Origin of the sequence: Empedobacter sp. UBA5036 (assembly GCF_002415215.1) — a bacterium.
Lineage (GTDB): Bacteria > Bacteroidota > Bacteroidia > Flavobacteriales > Weeksellaceae > Empedobacter > Empedobacter falsenii_B.
This window is the reverse complement of record NZ_DICC01000019.1, coordinates 114,604-135,372: the sequence shown is the minus strand read 5'-3', so window position 1 is coordinate 135,372 and position 20,769 is coordinate 114,604. Positions and strand designations below refer to the sequence as shown.

21 protein-coding genes and 3 tRNA genes are annotated in these 20,769 nt (G+C 32.1%); 11 read left to right on the top strand and 13 right to left on the bottom strand.

Features of this window, described 5'->3' with window-relative positions; genetic code table 11:
* Window positions 1–19: 19 nt before the first annotated feature.
* The 5 genes from B4J88_RS03270 to B4J88_RS03250 all read right to left on the bottom strand — a co-directional run bounded on the left by B4J88_RS03270 (window position 20) and on the right by B4J88_RS03250 (window position 3,635).
* A complete protein-coding gene (locus tag B4J88_RS03270) occupies window positions 20–490 on the bottom strand; it encodes an ecotin family protein (protein WP_219034251.1) in 471 nt (156 codons plus the stop codon).
* A 121-nt stretch (window positions 491–611) separates the two neighbouring features.
* A tRNA-Asn gene (locus B4J88_RS03265) sits at window positions 612–685 on the bottom strand.
* Between the two features lie 136 nt (window positions 686–821).
* The gene (locus B4J88_RS03260; protein ID WP_291066362.1) at window positions 822–1,496 is read right to left on the bottom strand and encodes a TIGR02117 family protein; all 675 of its coding nucleotides are present in this window, start codon (window positions 1,494–1,496) and stop codon (window positions 822–824) included.
* Between the two features lie 57 nt (window positions 1,497–1,553).
* On the bottom strand, window positions 1,554–3,125 hold the full coding sequence (locus B4J88_RS03255) for an Rne/Rng family ribonuclease (protein WP_291062358.1): 1,572 nt from the start codon (window positions 3,123–3,125) through the stop codon (window positions 1,554–1,556).
* A gap of 213 nt (window positions 3,126–3,338) precedes the next feature.
* The gene (locus B4J88_RS03250) at window positions 3,339–3,635 is read right to left on the bottom strand and encodes an HU family DNA-binding protein (protein WP_291066360.1); all 297 of its coding nucleotides are present in this window, start codon (window positions 3,633–3,635) and stop codon (window positions 3,339–3,341) included.
* 104 nt (window positions 3,636–3,739) lie between these two features.
* Here B4J88_RS03250 and mutY point away from each other — a divergent pair, with 104 nt between their 5' ends.
* The 7 genes from mutY to B4J88_RS03215 all read left to right on the top strand — a co-directional run bounded on the left by mutY (window position 3,740) and on the right by B4J88_RS03215 (window position 8,190).
* On the top strand, window positions 3,740–4,759 hold the full coding sequence (gene mutY, locus B4J88_RS03245) for an A/G-specific adenine glycosylase (RefSeq protein WP_291066358.1): 1,020 nt from the start codon (window positions 3,740–3,742) through the stop codon (window positions 4,757–4,759).
* Window positions 4,760–4,797: 38 nt separating this feature from the next.
* Entirely contained in the window at window positions 4,798–5,250 is a 453-nt protein-coding gene (locus B4J88_RS03240; protein ID WP_038334855.1) for a single-stranded DNA-binding protein, read from the top strand.
* Between the two features lie 15 nt (window positions 5,251–5,265).
* Window positions 5,266–5,874: a gliding motility lipoprotein GldD gene (locus B4J88_RS03235; RefSeq protein ID WP_291066356.1), complete on the top strand. Its 609-nt coding sequence runs from the start codon at window positions 5,266–5,268 to the stop codon at window positions 5,872–5,874.
* Window positions 5,875–5,949: 75 nt separating this feature from the next.
* Window positions 5,950–7,260 (top strand): RIP metalloprotease RseP, encoded by a 1,311-nt coding sequence (gene rseP / locus B4J88_RS03230; protein ID WP_291066354.1) that lies wholly within the window; start codon window positions 5,950–5,952, stop codon window positions 7,258–7,260.
* A gap of 65 nt (window positions 7,261–7,325) precedes the next feature.
* Window positions 7,326–7,399, top strand: a tRNA-Asn gene (locus B4J88_RS03225).
* A gap of 58 nt (window positions 7,400–7,457) precedes the next feature.
* Window positions 7,458–7,531, top strand: a tRNA-Asn gene (locus tag B4J88_RS03220).
* A 233-nt stretch (window positions 7,532–7,764) separates the two neighbouring features.
* Complete coding sequence (locus B4J88_RS03215) at window positions 7,765–8,190, top strand: lipocalin family protein (RefSeq protein WP_286496160.1); 426 nt, start codon at window positions 7,765–7,767, stop codon at window positions 8,188–8,190.
* A 56-nt stretch (window positions 8,191–8,246) separates the two neighbouring features.
* Here B4J88_RS03215 and recA read toward each other — a convergent pair whose 3' ends face one another.
* Together recA and bcp are read right to left on the bottom strand one after the other, a co-directional pair.
* On the bottom strand, window positions 8,247–9,308 hold the full coding sequence (gene recA, locus B4J88_RS03210; protein ID WP_038333157.1) for a recombinase RecA: 1,062 nt from the start codon (window positions 9,306–9,308) through the stop codon (window positions 8,247–8,249).
* Window positions 9,309–9,319: 11 nt separating this feature from the next.
* The gene (gene bcp, locus B4J88_RS03205) at window positions 9,320–9,775 is read right to left on the bottom strand and encodes a thioredoxin-dependent thiol peroxidase (RefSeq protein ID WP_115002189.1); all 456 of its coding nucleotides are present in this window, start codon (window positions 9,773–9,775) and stop codon (window positions 9,320–9,322) included.
* A gap of 387 nt (window positions 9,776–10,162) precedes the next feature.
* Between bcp and nth the strand changes: the two genes are divergently transcribed.
* Window positions 10,163–10,783: an endonuclease III gene (nth, locus tag B4J88_RS03200; protein ID WP_115002188.1), complete on the top strand. Its 621-nt coding sequence runs from the start codon at window positions 10,163–10,165 to the stop codon at window positions 10,781–10,783.
* Between the two features lie 36 nt (window positions 10,784–10,819).
* Here the strand turns inward: nth and B4J88_RS03195 are convergent, their stop codons facing one another.
* Both B4J88_RS03195 and B4J88_RS03190 read right to left on the bottom strand, forming a co-directional pair.
* Window positions 10,820–11,272: a lipocalin family protein gene (locus B4J88_RS03195; RefSeq protein WP_221855701.1), complete on the bottom strand. Its 453-nt coding sequence runs from the start codon at window positions 11,270–11,272 to the stop codon at window positions 10,820–10,822.
* An 88-nt stretch (window positions 11,273–11,360) separates the two neighbouring features.
* Complete coding sequence (locus B4J88_RS03190; protein ID WP_221855703.1) at window positions 11,361–11,807, bottom strand: lipocalin family protein; 447 nt, start codon at window positions 11,805–11,807, stop codon at window positions 11,361–11,363.
* 52 nt (window positions 11,808–11,859) lie between these two features.
* Here B4J88_RS03190 and B4J88_RS03185 point away from each other — a divergent pair, with 52 nt between their 5' ends.
* Window positions 11,860–12,705, top strand: coding sequence for an alpha/beta fold hydrolase (locus tag B4J88_RS03185; protein ID WP_291060410.1), 846 nt, complete (start codon window positions 11,860–11,862; stop codon window positions 12,703–12,705).
* A gap of 34 nt (window positions 12,706–12,739) precedes the next feature.
* Here the strand turns inward: B4J88_RS03185 and B4J88_RS03180 are convergent, their stop codons facing one another.
* On the bottom strand, window positions 12,740–14,878 hold the full coding sequence (locus B4J88_RS03180) for a TonB-dependent receptor (protein WP_291066352.1): 2,139 nt from the start codon (window positions 14,876–14,878) through the stop codon (window positions 12,740–12,742).
* A gap of 208 nt (window positions 14,879–15,086) precedes the next feature.
* On the bottom strand, window positions 15,087–16,028 hold the full coding sequence (locus tag B4J88_RS03175; protein ID WP_291066350.1) for an endonuclease/exonuclease/phosphatase family protein: 942 nt from the start codon (window positions 16,026–16,028) through the stop codon (window positions 15,087–15,089).
* Between the two features lie 62 nt (window positions 16,029–16,090).
* Here B4J88_RS03175 and B4J88_RS03170 point away from each other — a divergent pair, with 62 nt between their 5' ends.
* Window positions 16,091–17,221: a 5-(carboxyamino)imidazole ribonucleotide synthase gene (locus tag B4J88_RS03170; RefSeq protein ID WP_291066348.1), complete on the top strand. Its 1,131-nt coding sequence runs from the start codon at window positions 16,091–16,093 to the stop codon at window positions 17,219–17,221.
* Between the two features lie 5 nt (window positions 17,222–17,226).
* Window positions 17,227–17,730: a 5-(carboxyamino)imidazole ribonucleotide mutase gene (purE, locus tag B4J88_RS03165; RefSeq protein ID WP_038333183.1), complete on the top strand. Its 504-nt coding sequence runs from the start codon at window positions 17,227–17,229 to the stop codon at window positions 17,728–17,730.
* A 57-nt stretch (window positions 17,731–17,787) separates the two neighbouring features.
* Here the strand turns inward: purE and B4J88_RS03160 are convergent, their stop codons facing one another.
* Both B4J88_RS03160 and B4J88_RS03155 read right to left on the bottom strand, forming a co-directional pair.
* Window positions 17,788–18,432 (bottom strand): DUF4145 domain-containing protein, encoded by a 645-nt coding sequence (locus B4J88_RS03160; protein ID WP_291046296.1) that lies wholly within the window; start codon window positions 18,430–18,432, stop codon window positions 17,788–17,790.
* A gap of 90 nt (window positions 18,433–18,522) precedes the next feature.
* On the bottom strand, window positions 18,523–20,682 hold the full coding sequence (locus tag B4J88_RS03155) for a SurA N-terminal domain-containing protein (RefSeq protein WP_280050902.1): 2,160 nt from the start codon (window positions 20,680–20,682) through the stop codon (window positions 18,523–18,525).
* Window positions 20,683–20,769: the final 87 nt, after the last annotated feature.

The following is a 20,769-nucleotide window of genomic DNA, read 5'->3' as shown; positions in this document are numbered from 1 at the left end:
CAGTTTTTGGTACAGTGTCTTACTTAACTAAATTAAGTTTTTCATCTGCTTTCCAAATTCTATTTTCTAATGTATAACTTTTTGGTACGTAAACTACGATTGGTAATTTGCTATTGTAACGCGTCTGCAAAGATTGAGCATGTACAATTTTTTCGACAGATTTATTGTCAAAACATCCCATTAAAGTTCCTGCTATATTTCCATCAGTTTCGAAATTAAAATAATCATAACCCCAACCATCAACAGTTTTTTGATCAAAATTTCCACTTAAGAAAAATTGATTACAAGAATCAACCTTTGTTTTTTTCCCAGCAAATATTTCAACTAAATAGTTTTCTTCATTGGCTTGTGGTTTTAAAGTGATAATTTTCTGTTCATATCCATCTTTTGCTTTTGGATACATTGAATAATCTATTTTCATATTTTTTTGTGCGAATGTTACCATAACCATTAATAATGCTAAAACGCTAAATACTTTTCTAAATTTCATACTAATCTGATTTTATTTGTTTTTCTATTAGTAAGATGCAAAAGTTAGGTGAATGGTTGTGTGAGGAAATGTTAAATATTTGTGAAATAAAAAAAGACAATCAAATTGATTGTCTTTTTTGCTCCTCCTCTTGGGCTCGAACCAAGGACCCTCTGATTAACAGTCAGATGCTCTAACCAACTGAGCTAAGGAGGAGTATCGTTATCGATATTGTGTTGCAAATATAGAGCAAATTTTATTACTTCCAAATCTTAAAAGTATTTTTTTTCGTTCTACAAGTCGCATTAATAGGCAACTCTTTGAAAATGAATTAGAAATAATTTAAAAAAATTTATTCATAATGACGAAAAATTCCTTGTTGTGTTGCCGTCCACAATGATCCTTCTTTATTTGCTGCTTTTAACGCGCTTGCAGCCCACGTATTACACGTAAAAAATAAGCTATAACTTCTTTTTGCTTCGTAAAACGAATCACTATCTCCATAAACAGCATCTGTTTTTATTAATTCGACTTTGTTATTTTGATCCAAATCAAATGATTGCTTGATGTAAACAATTAATTTTTGATACTCTTCTACACTCAAATCAACTCTTTTACAATCGTCATCTATCGTCATATTATCATAAAAAGTAGTATGCATCGCCGAATCTCCTAACCAAAATGCAGCGTTGAAAGCTGTAGAAAATTTAAGATCTTTCCATTCTGGTGTATCCAAATAAAAGCCTTTATCTCCCCAACCAAAGGCAATATATTTGTATTCTTTTTTCGATTTTGTATGCGAAAAAGGCACAAAAGTAGACCAATCAATCGTTTCAGATTTTACTGGAACCACAATATCCGTATGTACGCCATTTGTCAAAATATACGCTGTGATTTGATCATTAGACTTCTCTTTTTGTTTGTTTGCTGGAATTAATGGCAGCAAAACTACTGCAAGTAAATACACCACAATTAGTAAAACTAAAGCTTCTAAAGTTTTGAGAAGAATTCGGAATATTTTTTTCATAGTATTTTGTTGTGTAACGAATATAAAACAAAAAACCTCGAAATTGCGAGGTTTTTCTTAATTTGATTCGTTGTAAAGTGTATTATGATCTTTGTCCAAGAAATTAAATTGTAAGTATTTGTACGCATCTCTTGGTACAATCTTAATCCACTTTTTATGCTTAAAAAACCATTTCATCTGAATGCTTGGCAATCCATGTTGTAAATAAGCAGCTACGAAAGGATGCACGTGCAACGACATTTTTCGTAAATCCTTATCTTTTCTATCAAGGATATTCAAGAGCACTTGTTCAATTTTATCAATTGTAACGATAGGTGCTTCAACTTCATTCGATTCTTGGTTAGGATTTTCTTCAGTTGTAACGAAATTCACTTCTGGGCGAACGCGCTGTCTTGTAATCTGAATCAATCCAAATTTACTTGGTGGCAAAATCTTATGTTTTGCTTTATCTTTCGCCATTTCAGCTCTCAGATGCTCGAACAATTCTTTTTTATGTTCTACGTCCGTCATATCAATAAAATCGACCACAACAATTCCTCCCATATCACGTAATCGCAATTGACGTGCAATTTCCGAAGCAGCAATTTTGTTTACGGCAAAAGCTGAATCTTCTTGATTTTTAGAATTTCGAGAAATATTTCCCGAATTCACATCAATTACGTGTAACGCTTCTGTGTGTTCAATCACAAGATATGCACCTTTAGATTGTGGAATAGTTACCGTTTTACCAAAAGCTTGTTTAATTTGTCTTTCGACATTAAACTTCTCAAAAATTGGAACAAATGGATCGTCGTATTCTTTTACCAAATTAATTTTATCTGGTGCAATAACTTCCAAATATTCGCGCATTTCGTCAGCTAATTCGTCATCATCAACAGAAATTTTAATAAAATCATCATTAAAATTATCTCTCAAAATAGAAGAAGCTCTATCCATTTCACTAAGAATCTTAGCTGGGGCTTTCTTTTTCTGAAGATTTTTGAAGATTTGAGTCCATTTGTTTAACAAATAAGCTAAATCTGCTTGCAATTCTTCTGCGTTCTTCTCTTCGGCAACTGTTCTGATAATAACTCCGAAGCCTTCTGGTGTTAAACCTTCTAAAATTTTAATTAAACGATCGCGTTCTGGTTTTTGTTTGATTTTTTGCGAAATCGAAACACGTTCCGAAAATGGAACTAAAACTAAATATCGACCAGCAATTGAAATTTCAGAAGTAATTCTTGGTCCTTTCGTATGGATTGGTTCTTTTGTAATTTGAACCAAAACAGAATCACCTGGGGCAAAGATTTCTGTAATTTGTCCATCTTTGTCAATAGGTTCTTCCATACGGAAGTTCTTCAATTTTTCGGTTTTGTACGTGCCATTTGCTACAATTTTGTTGTATGCATTTGACGAGCGTATTTGTGGACCTAAGTCATGATAATGTAAAAATGCATCTTTCGAATAACCTATGTCAACAAAGGTTGCATTTAAACTGGGAGCTAATTTTTTGATTTTACCCAAGTAAATGTTGCCAACTGCAAAGCCATCATTTGCAGTATCTTGATGAAATTCCATCAAGCGACCTTCATCTAAAACTGCGATGCGTACTTGATCAGCTAAGGCTGAAATCACTAATTCTTTACTCATCAAAAAATTATGTTTTTAAAAATGATAAAAGCACTTTCCAAAATTTCCATTGAAAAGTGCTATCTTGTAAAAAGACTAAATTATTAATAGCTTAGCTACTAATTATTTTTTCTTTTTGTGTCTGTTAAGACGACGACGTTTTTTGCGTTTGTGCGTCGCTACCTTATGTCTTTTACGTTTTTTTCCGCTTGGCATGATACAATTATTTTATTGTTATTTGATTATGTTTGCTTCGCTAGTCTTTACATCTTCGATGAAAGTCTTAGCTGGTTTAAATGTAGGAACGTTGTGTGCTGGGATAATGATAGAAGTACCTTTTGTAATGTTTCTACCTGTTTTTTCAGCTCTAGTTTTAATAGTAAAAGAACCAAATCCTCTTAAGTATACATTTTCTCCTTCTACTAATGATTTAATCACCTCCTCCATAAACGATTCTACCACTCTTTGAGTATCGCTCTTTTCAAGTCCTAATTTACCTGAAATGTTATTTACTATTTCTGCCTTTGTCATAATTCCTCTTATTATTCTTAAATTTGAAAGCGGGTGCAAATATAACGATAGTATCCCAACAAAAAAAGATTTTTTCAGTTTTTATGAACTTCAACTATCTGATTTTGTCATATTTTGACAAAAATAAACGAGATTTACCTTGGCGTCATACAAAAGACCCATTTCACATTTGGTTGTCGGAAATTATTCTCCAACAAACAAAGGTTGACCAAGGTATGAAATTTTACAATAATTTCATACAAGAATTTGAGACTATTTTCGATTTGGCAAATGCCGACGAACAAAAAGTCCTAAAACTCTGGCAAGGACTGGGTTATTATTCCCGTGCCAGAAATTTGCACTTCACGGCAAAGACGATTGCTGATGAATTAATTGGACAATTTCCGAATAATTTCAAAGATTTAAAAAAGCTAAAAGGCGTAGGAGATTACACTGCTGCTGCAATTGCATCTATTGTATATGATGAATCTGTGCCTGCTGTAGACGGAAATATGTTTCGAGTTTTTGCGCGATATTTTAATATTACAGATGATATAAGTTCGCCAAAAACAAAGAAGGTTTTCTGGGATTTGGGCTTAGAAATCATTGATAAAAAACGTCCGGGTGATTTTAATCAGGCGGTGATGGATTTGGGAGCAACGATTTGTACACCGAAACAACCAAAATGCGAAATTTGTCCACTTAACGAATCTTGTGAAGCGCTTCGATTAAATAAAGTTAACGAATTGCCAATAAAATTGAAAAAGACAAAAATTTCGAATCGTTTTTTACATTTTATTCTCATCGAAAATGAAGATAAAATTGCCTTGTCTAAACGAATTGGAAATGATGTTTGGAAAAATTTATTCACTTTTCCAAAAATCGAAACTGAAACTGATTTATTAGACAAAGGTTGGATTTTAGATCAAAATCTTGAAAATAATCTAACTTTTATCGAAGAAGAGAAACACATTTTGTCGCATCAAAATTTATTTATAAAATATTGGAAATTAAATGTATCTTTAAGAGATATAACAAATTTGAAAGCCGAAAATGATTTTGAAATGATTGCTTTAAACGATCTCGAACATTATCCGCTTCCAAAACCAATAGAAAAATTTATAAATAAACATTATTTGGATTAACTTTGTAAATAACAAGCCACTAAAAACCTATTACAACTATGAATGGAACAACGAATAAAGTACTTTTGATCGGAAATTTGGGTGATGATGTAAAATTGCATCATTTTGATGAACAAAATTGTATTGGACGATTTCCTATTGCAACGACAGAATCTTATATATCGAGAACGGGAGAGCGAATTACAGAAACAGAATGGCACAATATTGTGACACGCAATAAATTGGCAGAATTATGTGATCGTTATCTGAAAAAAGGAGATAAAGTTTTTGTCGAAGGACGCATTAAAACGCGCAAATGGGACGATAACGGACAAACTCGTTATACAACGGAAATCGTAGCAAATTCAATCGAGTTTTTGACACCAAAAATTGACAATGAACAACGTCAAGCCATGCAAAATGATCAGAACAAAGTTCAGCAAAGTCAACAAAACACAACAGTTGTCGAGCCTCCTTTTATAGACGAAGGAGAAGACGATTTGCCTTTTTAGAAATTAAAAAATTAAATGAATTTTACAAAACTTAACGTTTTACGTTATACAATGAATTTTAAAACTATAATAGCATTATGTAGTAGTGCTATTTTTTTTGTGTCGTGCAATAAAAACGAGGAAGTTGCCAAACCTTTAGGGCAAGTTCGTCTCGAATATCCGCAACAAACTTATCTGTCATTCAAAGAAAATGTGCCTTATACTTTCCAATATTCAAACTTTGGAAAGGTGATTGCGAGCAAAAAACCAAACTCTTTTAATATTGTTTATCCACGAATGAAAGCGACAATTTACCTGACATATTTTCCGGTTCAGTCACCACAAGATTTAATCGTTCAAATAAAAGAAAGTGAAAGTTTTGTACAAGAACAGACGGTTAAAGCAAGTTTTATCTCGCCACAAGAATTTTCTTTTCCAGAAAAAAAGGTTTTTGGTACTATGTATGAATTAGGAGGAGAATCAGCGATTAATATTCAATTTCATGCGACGGATAGTGTAAAGAATTTTTTGGCAGGTTCGGTTTATTTTAAAACTCAACCAAAACCTGATTCTTTAGCTCCAGCAGTTGATTACATCAAAAAAGATGTAAAAAAATTGTTAGAAACCTTAGAATGGAAAAAATAAACAGCTTTGATAAATAAATTCGATTAATTTTGTAATCGTTTAATAAAATTAGAACATAAATAAATTTAAAACAATATGTTAATACAGATAGCTACCTTAATGCTTAGTTTGATGCTTTTAGTAATGTTGCACGAACTAGGACATTATGTAACAGCGCGATGGTTTGGCGTTCGTGTCGAACGTTTCTTTTGTTTTTTCGATGTGAAATTTGCCATTTGGAAAAAGAAAATTGGTGATACTGTTTACGGTATCGGTTGGTTGCCTCTTGGAGGATACGTAAAACTTTCGGGAATGATTGACGAAAGCATGGATTTGGAACAAATGAAACAAGAGCCAAAACCGTGGGAATTCCGTGTAAAACCAGCTTGGCAACGATTAATCATTATGTTAGGTGGTATTATTGTGAATATCATTTTAGCGATGATTATTTATACTATTTTGTTCATTTCTCAAGGAAAAAGCTTTGTTGATGTAAACAAAATGCAATACGGAATTGAAGTTGATGCAGCTCAAACTAAATTTGGCTTACAAAAAGGTGATATTCCAATTGGTGTAAATGGTGTAAAATATCAAGCGTTAAACGAAATAGGAAAAGAAGCTTTATTAGGTGGAGAAAAATTGGATGTAAAACGTCAAGGAAAAGAAGTTTCTTTACCAATTACAGAAGATTTCAGAACTGAAATTTTAAACGCTAAAGGTGCTTTCTTTGTACCTCAAATGCCAGCTGTTGTTGATTCTGTTGTTGAGAATAGTGCAGCACAAAAAGCAGGATTATTAAAAGATGATAAAGTAATTGCTGTTGATGGTTTCACAACACCATTGTATTCGGATGTAAAAAATAAATTAAAAGAATACAAAGGAAAAACTGTTTCTTTGAGTGTTGAAAGAAAAGGCGAGCCTATAGAATTGATGGTGAATGTTGGAAAAGATGGAACAATTGGTTTTAGTAATTCTAGAGCTTATTTAGAGTCTTTAATTTCTCAAGAAGATTATACAATTGGTGAAGGAATTTCAAAAGGAATTGTAGAGCCATTTGAAGCGATTGCAACGCAAGTTCGTGGAATTGGAACATTATTCCAAGTAAAAGACGGTCGTAAGCAAGTTGCTGGACCAATTGGAATGGTAAAACAAATGCCAAAAGAATGGAATTGGTTATTTTTCTGGTCATTCACAGCAATGATTTCTGCTTGGTTAGCATTCATTAACTTATTACCAATCCCAGGTTTGGACGGTGGACATGCTGTTTTTGCTATTTATGAAATGGTAACAGGTATAAAACCAAGTGAAAAAGTTTTAGAAAAAGCACAAATGGTTGGAGTTGTAATTATCTTAGGATTAATGGTATTCATCTTCGGGAACGATATTGTGAATATGATTTTTAAATAAATTTTAAAATATTTTTTGTGGGTGTAAAAAATACTTCTATATTTGCACCCACAATTAAGCAACATTCCTCCTTAGCTCAGTTGGTTAGAGCATCTGACTGTTAATCAGAGGGTCCTTGGTTCGAGCCCAAGAGGAGGAGCTTTTTTAGTGAAATGTCAAACAAAGACTTAAAAATAAAATTTTAAAATATCGGATTTTCCTCCTTAGCTCAGTTGGTTAGAGCATCTGACTGTTAATCAGAGGGTCCTTGGTTCGAGCCCAAGAGGAGGAGCAAAAAAGACAATCAATTTGATTGTCTTTTTTTATTATTAAAAGTTTTACTATTTAACTAATAAATATGAATATTCTGAACTCGTTTCAGATTCTCATCATAAACAGTATACAATGTTGAAATAAATTCAACATGACAAACCACTTCTACAGAAGTGTTTTTTTTATTATAAATACTTAAAAACGTTTAATTAATATCATTTTTCATATTATTGCCAATCAAAAAAATAACTTATGAAAAAACTATTATTATTTGCTACACTTTCAGCGACTACATTTTTCGCATCTTGTAATAACGATGATGATTCTAATGTAGAATCGCATGAAGAATTATTAATTGGTAAATGGCAGATTAAAAACTCTGGATATTATTTGAATGGAAAAGAAATAATTGAAGAATACAATGAATGTGATTCTAAAACAAGTATAACTTTTAATAAAAATTTTACTTATTATAATGATTTTTATGAAGGAGGAGGAAATGACCCTTGTTATCATAGCCCGTCTGAAGGAAAATGGAGTTTAAAAAACAAACGAATTACCTTAACAGAAAATAACACTAATGATACTGAAATAGAAAATATCGAAATATTAACAAAAAATAGTTTAAGAATTTCATTTGGAGATGAGGACGCCTTTTTTATTAATTATACAAAATAACAAAAAAACCTCTCAAAATTGAGAGGTTTTTATCATTATATAAAAATTCTTTCGAATTAATCTTCAGCAAATAATTCTGCTTCGTCAGCTGGATTATCAACAGAAGGTTTTCCATCTACTGGCTCACCTTTGATTAATGCAACAATTTTAGCTTCAATTTCTTCTGCCAATTCAGGATTATCTTTCAATACTTCTTTTACAGCATCGCGACCTTGCCCTAATTTGCTATCGTTGTATGAATACCAAGAACCAGATTTGTTTACAATTCCTTTCTCAACACCCATATCCAAAATTTCTCCAACTTTAGAAATTCCTTCACCGTACATAATATCAAATTCTGCTTGACGGAATGGTGGAGCAACTTTATTTTTAACCACTTTTACTTTCGAGTGATTTCCGATTACCTCATCTCCATTTTTGATTTGAGTAGAACGACGGATATCCAAACGTACAGATGCGTAGAATTTTAAGGCATTACCACCAGTTGTTGTTTCTGGATTACCGAACATTACCCCAATCTTTTCACGTAATTGGTTAATGAAAATCGCTGTACATTTCGTTTTATTGATTGTACCTGTCAATTTACGTAAAGCTTGAGACATCAAACGCGCTTGTAATCCCATACGAGAATCTCCCATTTCACCTTCAATCTCCGCTTTTGGAGTAAGAGCCGCAACAGAGTCAATTACGATAATATCTATCGCTCCCGAACGAATTAAGTTATCTGCAATTTCTAACGCTTGCTCCCCATTATCTGGTTGAGAAATAATTAAGTTTTCTACATCAACACCTAATTTCGCAGCATAATAACGGTCAAAAGCATGCTCAGCATCAATAAAAGCAGCGATACCACCAGCTTTTTGCGCTTCTGCAATAGCGTGTAACGTTAATGTTGTTTTACCTGAAGATTCTGGTCCATAGATTTCGATAACACGTCCGCGAGGATAACCTCCTACTCCTAACGCTAAATCTAATCCCAAAGATCCAGAAGGAATTACTTCTATTTTATCATCAACAGCCGAATCTCCCATACGCATTACAGTTCCTTTCCCGTAAGCTTTGTCCATCTTATCTAAGATCAGCTGTAACGCTTTCTTTTTATTGTCTAAATCGCTCATTATATTATTTTTTATTTTTCTAAAATTTGTTTTGCGTGTTCTTTTGTTTTCACTTTTTCGATTACATCCGTAATCACTCCTTTTTCATCAATAATGAAAGTTGTACGATGAATTCCATCAAATTCGCGTCCCATAAATTTCTTTGGTCCCCAAACACCAAAAGCATTCAAAATTTCGTGATTTTCGTCTGCAAGCAAAGGAAAAGGTAAATTATTTTTCTCTGCAAAATTCTTTTGTCTTTTCACAGAATCTGCACTTACTCCAACCAAATGATAACCTTGTGCTTTCAACGCATTTTCGTTATCACGCAAATCACATGCTTCGGCTGTACAACCAGGCGTACTTGCTTTTGGATAAAAGAAAACGACTAATTTTTTTCCTGCAAAATCTTGGTACGAAACTTCGTTTCCATCTTGATCAATTCCTTTAAAATCTGGAACTTTATCTCCTATTTTTAACATCTTGATTTGTCTTTAGAACTTCTCGTAAAAATAATGATTAAATCTTGAATCATAACTGATTTAACTAATTAATCTTTTATTTATACTACAAATGTAATGCTACACAACGCCAAAATAAGTCGCTTAAGCTTTACTTTTTAAAATTTTTGTTTTTGAGTGATGGTTAGTGAGTTTCTAATTACTAAATACTAACACTTAATAACTTCATTCATTTTTAAATGAATGAAAATTGAAAAACTAAAAGGAGAAGGTAAAAAAAGAAAAGCTGTTATTTTAAAACTTACGAAAAATATTCGAACTTCGATTTTCTAATAGCGAGCTTCGCATTTCGTAAAACATAAAGCGAAATTAAAGATCTTTCCCTATTTTTACACAAAAAGTTCCAGACTTATGATGTTAAAGAAAGAACGTATCCAATTTGTGATTGATGAATTGGAAAAATTATATCCAGTTCCACCTATTCCATTAGATCATCAAGACGCTTTTACATTATTGATCGCCGTTTTATTATCTGCCCAAACAACAGATAAAAAAGTGAATCAAGTAACACCCGAATTATTTGCGAAAGCTGCCAACGCAAAAGCAATGTCGCTGTTAGAAGTAGATGAAATAAAATATTATATCCGCGAAATTGGTTTATCAAACACAAAAGCCAAAAACATCAAACGATTATCCGAAATTTTAATCGAAAAATACGATGGAGAAGTTCCAGAAAGTTTTGAAGAATTAGAAGAATTACCTGGCGTTGGGCATAAAACTGCTTCGGTTGTGATGTCTCAATGGTTTGGTCATCCAGCTTTTCCTGTCGACACACATATTCATCGTTTGATGAAATTATGGAAATTGACAAAAGGGAAAAATGTTGAGGAAACAGAAAAAGATGCTAAAAAAATCTTTCCAAAAGAATTGTGGAACAAATTACATATTCAAATCATTTATTATGGACGAGAATACTCTCCTGCACGCGCTTGGAGTTTAGACAAAGATTTTATTACTCGAAAAATGTTCGAATAAAAAAACACCTTCCATCTTGGAAGGTATTTTTATTTATTATTTTACAATTTCAAAAACTTGCAAACGAAGCTTTATCGTATCTACTTTACTCAGCGTATCTTGCAAAACCAAATATTTTGGATCTAACTGCTTCACATAATAATTGTACGTTGTATCTTTTGTTTCCATTGTCAACAAACGTTTTGTTTTAGACGTATTATACACATACGTTCCTGTCGTTTGTTCTTGTACACAATTTCCTTTTTCGGTTTTATACATGTTAGAATTATAATTCGTAACATCCGAAAAATCTAATGTAGACTGTCGCTCACAAGCCAACAACTTGTCTGTTTCCGTTATATTCCCTTTCGTTTTTCTAATTTCTTTCAATTGCCATTTTCCAGATCGCAACAATTGATCTTGCGATATTGCCAACGAATCGTCTTCTTTGCACGAAAAAACTGAAAGCAATAAAATTGATGCTAAAAATAGGCTGAATATATTTTTCATTCGGTTCAATAATTATGTGGTAAAAATAAAGATTTTGAATGACGTAAAGTGAATTAAAAAAATAAACCTGAAAACTTATTTTCTTTATTTATTGCTTACGTAAAATATCATAACTGATTGTATTTGCTATTTTCTCGAATTTCTTATCAGAATCTACAATTTTTTTATCAATATATGTTTCAAAAGTTATCGTTTTATCTTGATTAATTTTCACAATTCTATCCTCAAAAATATAATCATCAATGTAAAATTGAATTCTATTATCAACAATTCTCCACAATGTTAATCGAGGCTCACTAGGAAAACAATTGCCATTACTTCCTTCTACATAGTTATAAATAGCATATCCATTATCCCAAATTGTATAATTTCTCATTAATCGACAATCATCAAATTCTTTAGACACTTTTTTGCCATTTTCATAAAAGCCCGATTCTTGTAATTTCCAAAAACCAATCACATTATCAGGTTTTAATTGTTGAGAAAACATTTTCGAAGAGAATAAGATTAATAGAATTAAAATAATTTTTTTCATAAGATTGATTTACCTTGTAAAGGTATATTTTTTACCTTATCAAATAAAAAGAATGAAAAAATTCATACTAGAAACTTCCGACAAATATCCAATTGCCGTAACCTCTTTTGGCGAAAACAACGCAACCAAAAAAATCATTGTCATTTCGTCTGCAATTGGTGTTAAACAAAGTTTTTATGCCAAATATGCAACGTATTTAGCTAATAAGGGATATTTGGTTTTTACGTATGATTATCGCGGAATCGGCGATTCTAAACCCAAAAAGTTAAAAGATTTTAAAGCGCATTTTACAGATTGGGCCGATAAAGATTTTTTAGGTTTGACACAATATATCGAAGAATTTTATCCCAATCACGAAAAATTTTTAATTGGTCATAGTATCGGTGGAATTATGATTGGTTTGACACGCGCTTACAAAGTTTATGATAAAATTGTAACGATTGGTTCTCAATATGGCTATATCAAAAATTTTCATCAAAAGGATAAACCAAAAGTGAATTTCTTTTTTCGTATTGCGATTCCTATTTTATCTGCTTTTTATGGATTTTTTCCTTCTCAAAAGGTTGGAATGGGTGAACCAATTCCAATCGGAATTGCGAAAGATTGGCGAAAACTAATTCTGAATGAAACTTCAATTCTAGGTTACGCTGATGAAACGCAAAATTTGTATGATGAAATTACAAAACCTGTTTTAATCATTAGTTTGGATGATGATTTTATGGCAACACCAAAATCTGTAGATTTATTTGGGAAATTAGTTTTGAAAAATGCGAAGAAAAAACGTTTGAATATCGTTCCAAAAGAATATGGGTTGGATGAAATTGGACATTTGGATTTCTTTCGAGAAAAAAATAAAACCGAAATTTGGCATATTCCTCTTGATTATATTGAAGAATAAAAAAAGCTCGAGAAATTCTCGAGCTTTTAGCTTTTTATAAACGAATTCCAACTCCGCCCAAAACATTAATTCCGGCTTGTGGAAAATAATATCCTCCTCCATAATAATAACCGTTTGATTCATATTCTACATCAAATAAGTTATTAATCAAGAACGAAAATTCAAGGTTTTTAATTCCTTTTACTTTTGGCGAATATCGAATCAAAAGATCCGAAACCAAATAACTATCTAATTTTCCATCTACTGGTTCTGTATTTGATAAATATTGTTCACCAATATATTTATTCGTCAAATTAATCAACACATTTTTGAAAGGAATAACTTCAAAACCAAAAGCAGAAATCACATCAGGTGACACCGAAATTTTTGTTTTTCCATAATTTTTTATAGAAGAAATTCCTTTTTCATCCCAAACCTCCTCTTCGTAATTTATATTTCTATTTTGACTTAAAGTTAAATTTCCAAAAATATTCAAGTGATTCGGAATAACCTTATAATTCGCATCCAACTCTATTCCTCTTCTATAGCTATTTCCAGAGTTAACACGCTTTCTTGCACCTACTTCATTTAACTCTCCTGTTGCAACCAACTGATTCTGGTAATCCATATAATACAAATTTGCACTCAAAGAAAGTTGTCCTACTTTTCTATAACCAAATTCATAATCTTGTAGAAATTCTTCTTTTGGTTTAGATTTAGAATCTACATAATCATTTCTCAAAGGCTCACGATGTGAAATACCATAAGAAGCATACAATACATTCGAAGAATTGATTTTAAAATTTATCCCAGCTTTCGGATTCACAAAATTGAATGTATCCGAAAATGGTCTAAACTTTTCATCATCATTTTTCCCATTTGGTAAATATTTCGCATCATAATCAACATAACGATATTGCAAATCACCAAATAATTCAAACTTATTCAATTGATACAACACTTTCGCATAAGCTGCCAATTGCTTTTTCACAGAACGATTGTTGTAATATTTGAAATCTTTATCCTTAAAACCTGTGCCTTTTACCCATAAAACATTTCCATAATGATCGCCATCATACTCGTTTGCAGATAATCCGAAAAATACTTTAAAATCATTTAGACGTTGATTTTCAACTTCAAGATTAAAACCATAAAAATCATTATCAAGATATTCACGATTAATTAAATTTCTTTTTTCTGAAGTTAAATAATCCAATTTATAACGTTTCAAACTGCGATTATTTTTATAGCTCTCGTAATAACCTTTACCTTTTGTGTAATGAAGTGTTAAATTTGATTTCCAATTATTCCCAAAATCTTGTAACCACGAAAGAAAATAATGATTTTGACGGTAATTATCGGTGTGATTTTTATAAAAACTTTCAACCTTTCCATTTTCGTCTAAAATTTCTCCTTCAAAATTATATGTTCTATCTTTTTTTAAAGTTTCAGCATCTACACCACTCCATGCTTGATACGTTTGTTCTTTTCCAAACATATTCTGAAATCTAAACTTTGTTTTTTCATTCAATTCATATAAGGCAGTAAAATCATAAGAGATTAAATCTGACCAAGATCTGTCTACATATCCATCTGAATTTATCTTAGAAAAACGTCCATCAATACTCAACTTATTATTTAGTATTTTTCCCGTACCAGCCTGAACTGTATATTTTTGCGTTTTATAATTTCCGAAAGAAACATTTGCTTCTGCAAAAGGAACGATAGACGGATTTTGAGATTCGATATTAACACTTGCTCCAAAAGAAGCCATCCCGTTTGATGAAGTTCCAACTCCTCTCTGAATTATCATAGAACTTGTAGATGAAGCCAAATCTGGCATATTCACCCAGAAAACACCTTGAGATTCAGGATTATTAAGAGGAATTCCATTTAATGTAACGTTGATTGATTGTTCATTAAGTCCACGAATTTTAATCGATGAATAACCAATTCCTGTTCCTGTATCAGAAGTTATAGAAACAGACGTAGCAGAATTTAACAAAGTAGGAACATCTTGTCCCAAATTCTTCTTTTGTAACATTTTGTCTGTTACCTTTTCCACAGTTATGGGAAGTTTTTCGACAATTGAAACTTCTCCTAATTGAATTTCTTCTTTTTGAATAGAATCTTTTTCTTGTGCATAAAGAATAGATGCACCAAATAATGACAATAAAAAAATCGACCTTTTCATAATTAATTTTAAAAAATATTATGAAAGGAGCCATCTTACACTTTTATAATTTACGCGCGAATGTAATTTGGTGAAGTACCAGTTCCCTTAGCAGCATTACCTGCCCAGGTTCTTTGGGTATAATCTCAGCCTCTTGTAAAGAAGCACCCCTTTCGATTGAACTTCAAAGGTAATCTTTTTTTTGAAATTTAAAAATTAACCCAAATTCTTAATCTATTTTCAGTTCTGCAACAATTGGAAAATGATCCGATTTGATATCATCTCCACGATAAAAATTGGTCACTTTTATGTTCTTTGAAACCCAACATTGGTCAATATTTGTGCGTAAAATCGGAATAAAAGCATTCCAAGAATTATTTAATCCAAAACCAGAACGAGCATCTTTCATTTTATCTGATTGCACCAATTTGAAATTCGGTGAATAAACCGTAGAATTCAAATCTCCAATCAAAATAATATTTTCATTCGGTAAAGCATCAATTTCCTGTTTCATCAATTCGTATTGTTTATTTCGTCTTTCAAAACGAGCCTGATTTGGTAAAGGTGGAACAGGATGCGTTGCCAAAATGCTTAATGGTTTAGCGTCTACAATAATTTTCGCTAAAATAGACGGATGCATCTCATCAATATAGTTTTTTGTAGACACTTTTGTAAACGGAATTTTAGAATAAATCGCAATTCCGAAATTGTTACTTCTTACTTCTTCTTTATAATATGGATATTCTTTTCGGATAAACTCTACATGTTTTTGCCAAGCTGGCGTTAATTCTTGTAAAACAATTACATCACTTTTATCTTTGGCTAAATAATCTTTCAGATGTTGAAATTCTTCATTCTGAGAAAAAATATTAATCGAAATAATCTTGAAATTAGATTGCTCACCTCTCGCATTTTCTCCAAAATAGAAATTTCCTAAATTTTTGTACGTAATAATCGGAATAGCAACGAGTGGAATCAACCATAAAATATTTTTATTTTCTTGTTTTCGAATCAAATAATTGTAAATCAAACACAAGAAAAAAGCAATAATTAGTGCATAAACAGAATATTGCACCAACATATCAAATACAAAGTATTGGTAAAAACTTCTACTCGATAAATAAATTCCCAGAAATACTAAAAATAAAATTTTACTCCACTTTGTTAACATCTCGTCAATACTTTTTTTGATCTCGTAAAAATAGAAATTATATTATTCATTAACTTCGCAATATGATAAAAATCGGAATTTTAGGAGGAGGACAATTGGGATATATGTTTTTGCAAAATGCATTACAATACCCTTGCGAGATTAGTATTTTAGATCCGGCTGCTGATGCACCTTGTGCACGACATGCACATCATTTTATACAAGGCGATTTCAAAGATTATGAAACAGTTGTCGCTTTTGGAAAAGATCTAGATGCAATCGGGATTGAAATTGAGCATGTTAATGTTGATGCTTTGCGTTATCTAAAATCTATTGGAAAGCGAGTTGTTCCAGACCCTGAGGCTTTAGCGATTATTCAAGACAAAGGAGTTCAGAAAGAATTTTATGTCAACAACAATATTCCGACTGCGCCTTATTTTAGATTAGATAATTGGGAAGAGTTGAAATCAAAACAAGACATCAATTATCCAATTTTCCAAAAATCAAGAAAAGATGGTTATGATGGAAAAGGTGTACAATTCTTAAAATCTGAAGCTGATTTAGACAAAATGCTTCAAGCACCTTCTATTTTCGAAACACCTGCCGATTTAGATCGCGAAATTGCAGTGGTTACAGTTGCCGATCATTCAGGAAATATCGTGACTTATCCAACCGTAGAATTTGTTATCAACGAAGAATATAATTTATTAGATTATTTATTAATGCCTTCTACACTTCCGAAAGAAATCACTGAACGTGCGGAACAAATTGCTCGCGATGTTGTAAAAGCATTGAAATCTTCAGGAGTTTTCGCAGTAGAAATGTTTGTTAACAAAGACCAATCTATTTGGGTTAACGAAACAGCTTCTCGTGTTCACAATTCGGGACATTCGACAATCGAAGCAGCATATTCATCACAATTTGACCAAATGTTAAGAACCTTAATGCAATTACCACTTGGTTCTACAAAATTGTTTACAACTTCTGCTATGGTTAACTTAATTGGTGCTGAAGGAGAAACTGGATCAGCTGAAATAGAAAACATTGAAGAGTTATTAACAATACCAGGAACATTTTTACATTGGTACGCGAAAACAATCACAAAACCAGGTCGAAAAATGGGACACGTTACATTGGTTAACGATGATTTAAAACAATTAAAACAAAACATAAAACAAGTTAACGCAACGGTGAAAGTCGTAGCAAAAAAGTAACAACTATGGTAGGAATTATAATGGGAAGTGATAGCGATTTGCCTATCATGAAACAAGCTGCTGATCTATTAACAGAATTAAATATACCTTTCGAATTAACAATTGTTTCTGCGCATCGTACGCCACAACGTATGTTTGATTATGCAAAAACAGCGCACGAACGTGGAATAAATGTCATTATTGCTGGTGCAGGAGGCGCTGCACATTTGCCAGGAATGGTTGCATCAATTACGCCTCTTCCTGTAGTTGGTGTTCCAATTAAATCGTCTAATTCGATTGATGGTTGGGATTCTATTTTATCTATTTTGCAAATGCCAAATGGTATTCCAGTTGCTACAGTTGCAGTAAATGCAGCGAAGAATGCAGGAATTTTGGCTGCGCGTATTTTAGGAGCTACTAATCCAACTTTGCAAGAAAGGTTAATCCAATATCAAGAAGATTTACAAAAAGCCGTAGAAGCGAAAATAGAGCTTGTAAAAGGCGAATATCCGAATGGGTTTGATAAGTAAGATTTAAGAAATATTCTAATAGAAAAAGCATCAATTAAAAATTGATGCTTTTTTGCTTTATTCACCTATCTTTTTTAAACTTCTCAATTTACCAAGAAGAAATTCATATTGATATACTGCTTTCAAAATTTCTTTAGTAAATTCTATTGATATTTCCACTTCAAATTTACCTACCTCATTAAATGTATTTGATTCAATATGGGCGGCATCATTTCCAAGAAGTCTTAACTCTTGCATACCCTCAATTAATTCTTTTGGAATTAAAATTTTAGTTCCTAAATCTTGTAATTTTAAATATAAATTTTTTCCATCTACTTTTCTATCAAGACAAATCTCTTCTAAAGTTTTTCTAATCATTATAGCAGATGCTACAAAGCAATTATTTGAATGAGAAATAACTGCCTCTTGAAAAGCATTTATTACTTTTTCTGGAATATTTTCTTTATCAAAGGGTATTGTATCTGATGGATAAGTTAATATTATATCATTCATTGAATTATTATATACAAAGAATAAATGCCCTAAACAAGTTCTATTTGGACAACGTCGAAGTCCAAATGTTTTTGGATTTGAAAAAGTATCCTTTACATATACATCGGTACCTATAGACTCAAATGTTCCATTATGACCACAATGTGGGCATCTAATTGAAATTCTTGTTCCTTCCGAATTTTGAATATTTCCTTCTAATTTAAACTTCATTTATTTTAATATTAATAAAGATATCTATAAAACTAAAAACTCCCAAACTTATTAAGCTTGGGAGTTTTTTATTATAAGAAATTTTAAATCTTAACGTAAAGCTCTATCGCGGTTATCTACCACATCAGCAGCTTGAATCAATGATTGTAACAATGTTTGTTGGAAACGTCCTTGTAATTGACGGTTTAAATTATCCAAAATCATTGAACCTTTTTGATTCTTTTGAATTTGTTGATTTGAAGGAATAATGTAGAAAACTCCAGCATTACCTGCAATCGCTTTAGAAGATTGATTTGGTTTTACACCAAACGCAGCTCCTACAACTTTAGGCTCTAAACCAATTCCAGTTAAATTAGAATTAGAGAAGTTAACCGTAGCATTTCCTTTTTTCGCTCCAAATTTAGAAGCAAAAGCATTCAATCCACCATTCGCAACTTGCTCGTCAACCAATTTAGCAACTTTTTCGTGCATCAAAACTGGCTCTACATATTGACGAACAACACTTGGATGCGCCAAACCTTTGTCAAATTTTTCAACTAAATGAACAACGATGTAATCTCCTGTAGAAGATGTAAACAAGTTTGTTGCCCCTTTATCTGTTTTCTTGCCAAAAGCCCATTTTAAGATATCTCCGTCCTGATCGTTTGGAATATCTTGACCAATCGCAGCATAACGCTCAATACCTTCTGTTGTATTATTTAAATAACCACCTTTTTTCGCAGTATTTTTGAAATCATTCAATGATTTTCCTTCAACATTCTGAACATATGTTCTTGCATTTGTAAATGCTTTTTCTGTTGTCGCTTTAGAAGGCTCAATTGTTTTTACAATGTTTGCAACTTGATAAGCTGTTTTGTTTTTCGCATCATCAACTTTGATGATATGGAACCCAAATTGAGATTCTACCAAATCAACTGTTCCAACTGGTTTTGTAAAAATAAATCCATTGTAAGTTTGATCTAATTGATTGTTTTTTCCAACCCAACCAATGCTTCCTTTTTGTACAGCAGATGATTTATCATCAGATTTTGTTGAAGCTACTTCACCAAAAGAAGCTGGATTAGCTTTTACTTCAGCTAAAATTTGCTCAGCTAATTTTTTTGCTTCGTCTTTTGTACGTTTTACTCCGTTTCCAGCAGCACTTCCTGTATAAGAAACTAAGATGTGACTAGATTTTACAGAATCTTTTACTTCTTTCGATTTCGAAAGTTTGTATAATTGGTATGTATTTCCAATTTTGAAAGGTCCACCAATTTGTCCAACCGTAGCAGTTTTCAAGAAGTTTGTAGCTTCTGGTCCTAATTGAGCTTGTTCCAATTCTGCTTTTGTAAAATAATTTGGAATAAATGGTTTCTCAGAATTTTGAGTCACATAAACCGAATCACTTTTTGCAGAACCAAATGCTGCAATTGTATCTGTAACATTGTTTACTTCGTCATGAACAATTTGAGTTGACAGATACTTTTTGATGTTTGCTAAAGCAACAGCGTCATCAGCAGTCGAAGCTCCAGCAGGGAAATAAGTGTAACTTAATTTTACTAAACCTTCTGCTTTGAACAATTTTGGATATTTCGCTTCGTAAGCAGAAATTTCTTCGTCTGTTACTTTTACATTTAATTTTTTAGCCAAAGTTGCATAATCAACAAATGCATACTGAATATTTGCATTCGAAATATTGTATCCTTGTTGAATATCCGCTTCTTTACCTGTAACCGCTGTACCAGCCATTACATAACCAAAATATTTTTGAGATAAAATCTGTAATTTTATTTGTTCAGCAGTTTGCAACCAACCTCTATATTGTTGTTGCGCTTCTGGGCTTGATGCCGCATTCGCTTCTAATTGAGCAATCTGTTGTTGTGCTTCTGCACCAGATGCCATTCCGAAGTTTTGAGCTGTATAGCTCCAAAATTCATCATCAGAAACTTTTAAACCTAATTTTTCAGCATGTTGTTTCAACACTTTCTGACTAACTAAGCTGTTCCAAGTTTGTTGAGCAATTTGATTTGGAGTTGCAGTTTGACCTTGATTTTCGTACATCTTTTGTGTTTGATCGTACGCACTCTGATATTCTGCAATACCAATAGGTTCTCCGTTCACTGTACCAACTACAGACGGATCTCCAGTAAATAATTGTTTTATTTTTGAATTCTCTCCGAATAAATCTCCTGCAACGAAAGCTAACATTGCAACTCCGATTACCACGAAGATCAGCCAAGTTTTTTTACGAATTTCTCCTAAAACTGCCATTGTTTTATTTTAATGTTATTTCTATAATAGGTGGCGAAAATACGACAATACATTGAATAATAAAATAGAAGAAGCGACAAGTATGCG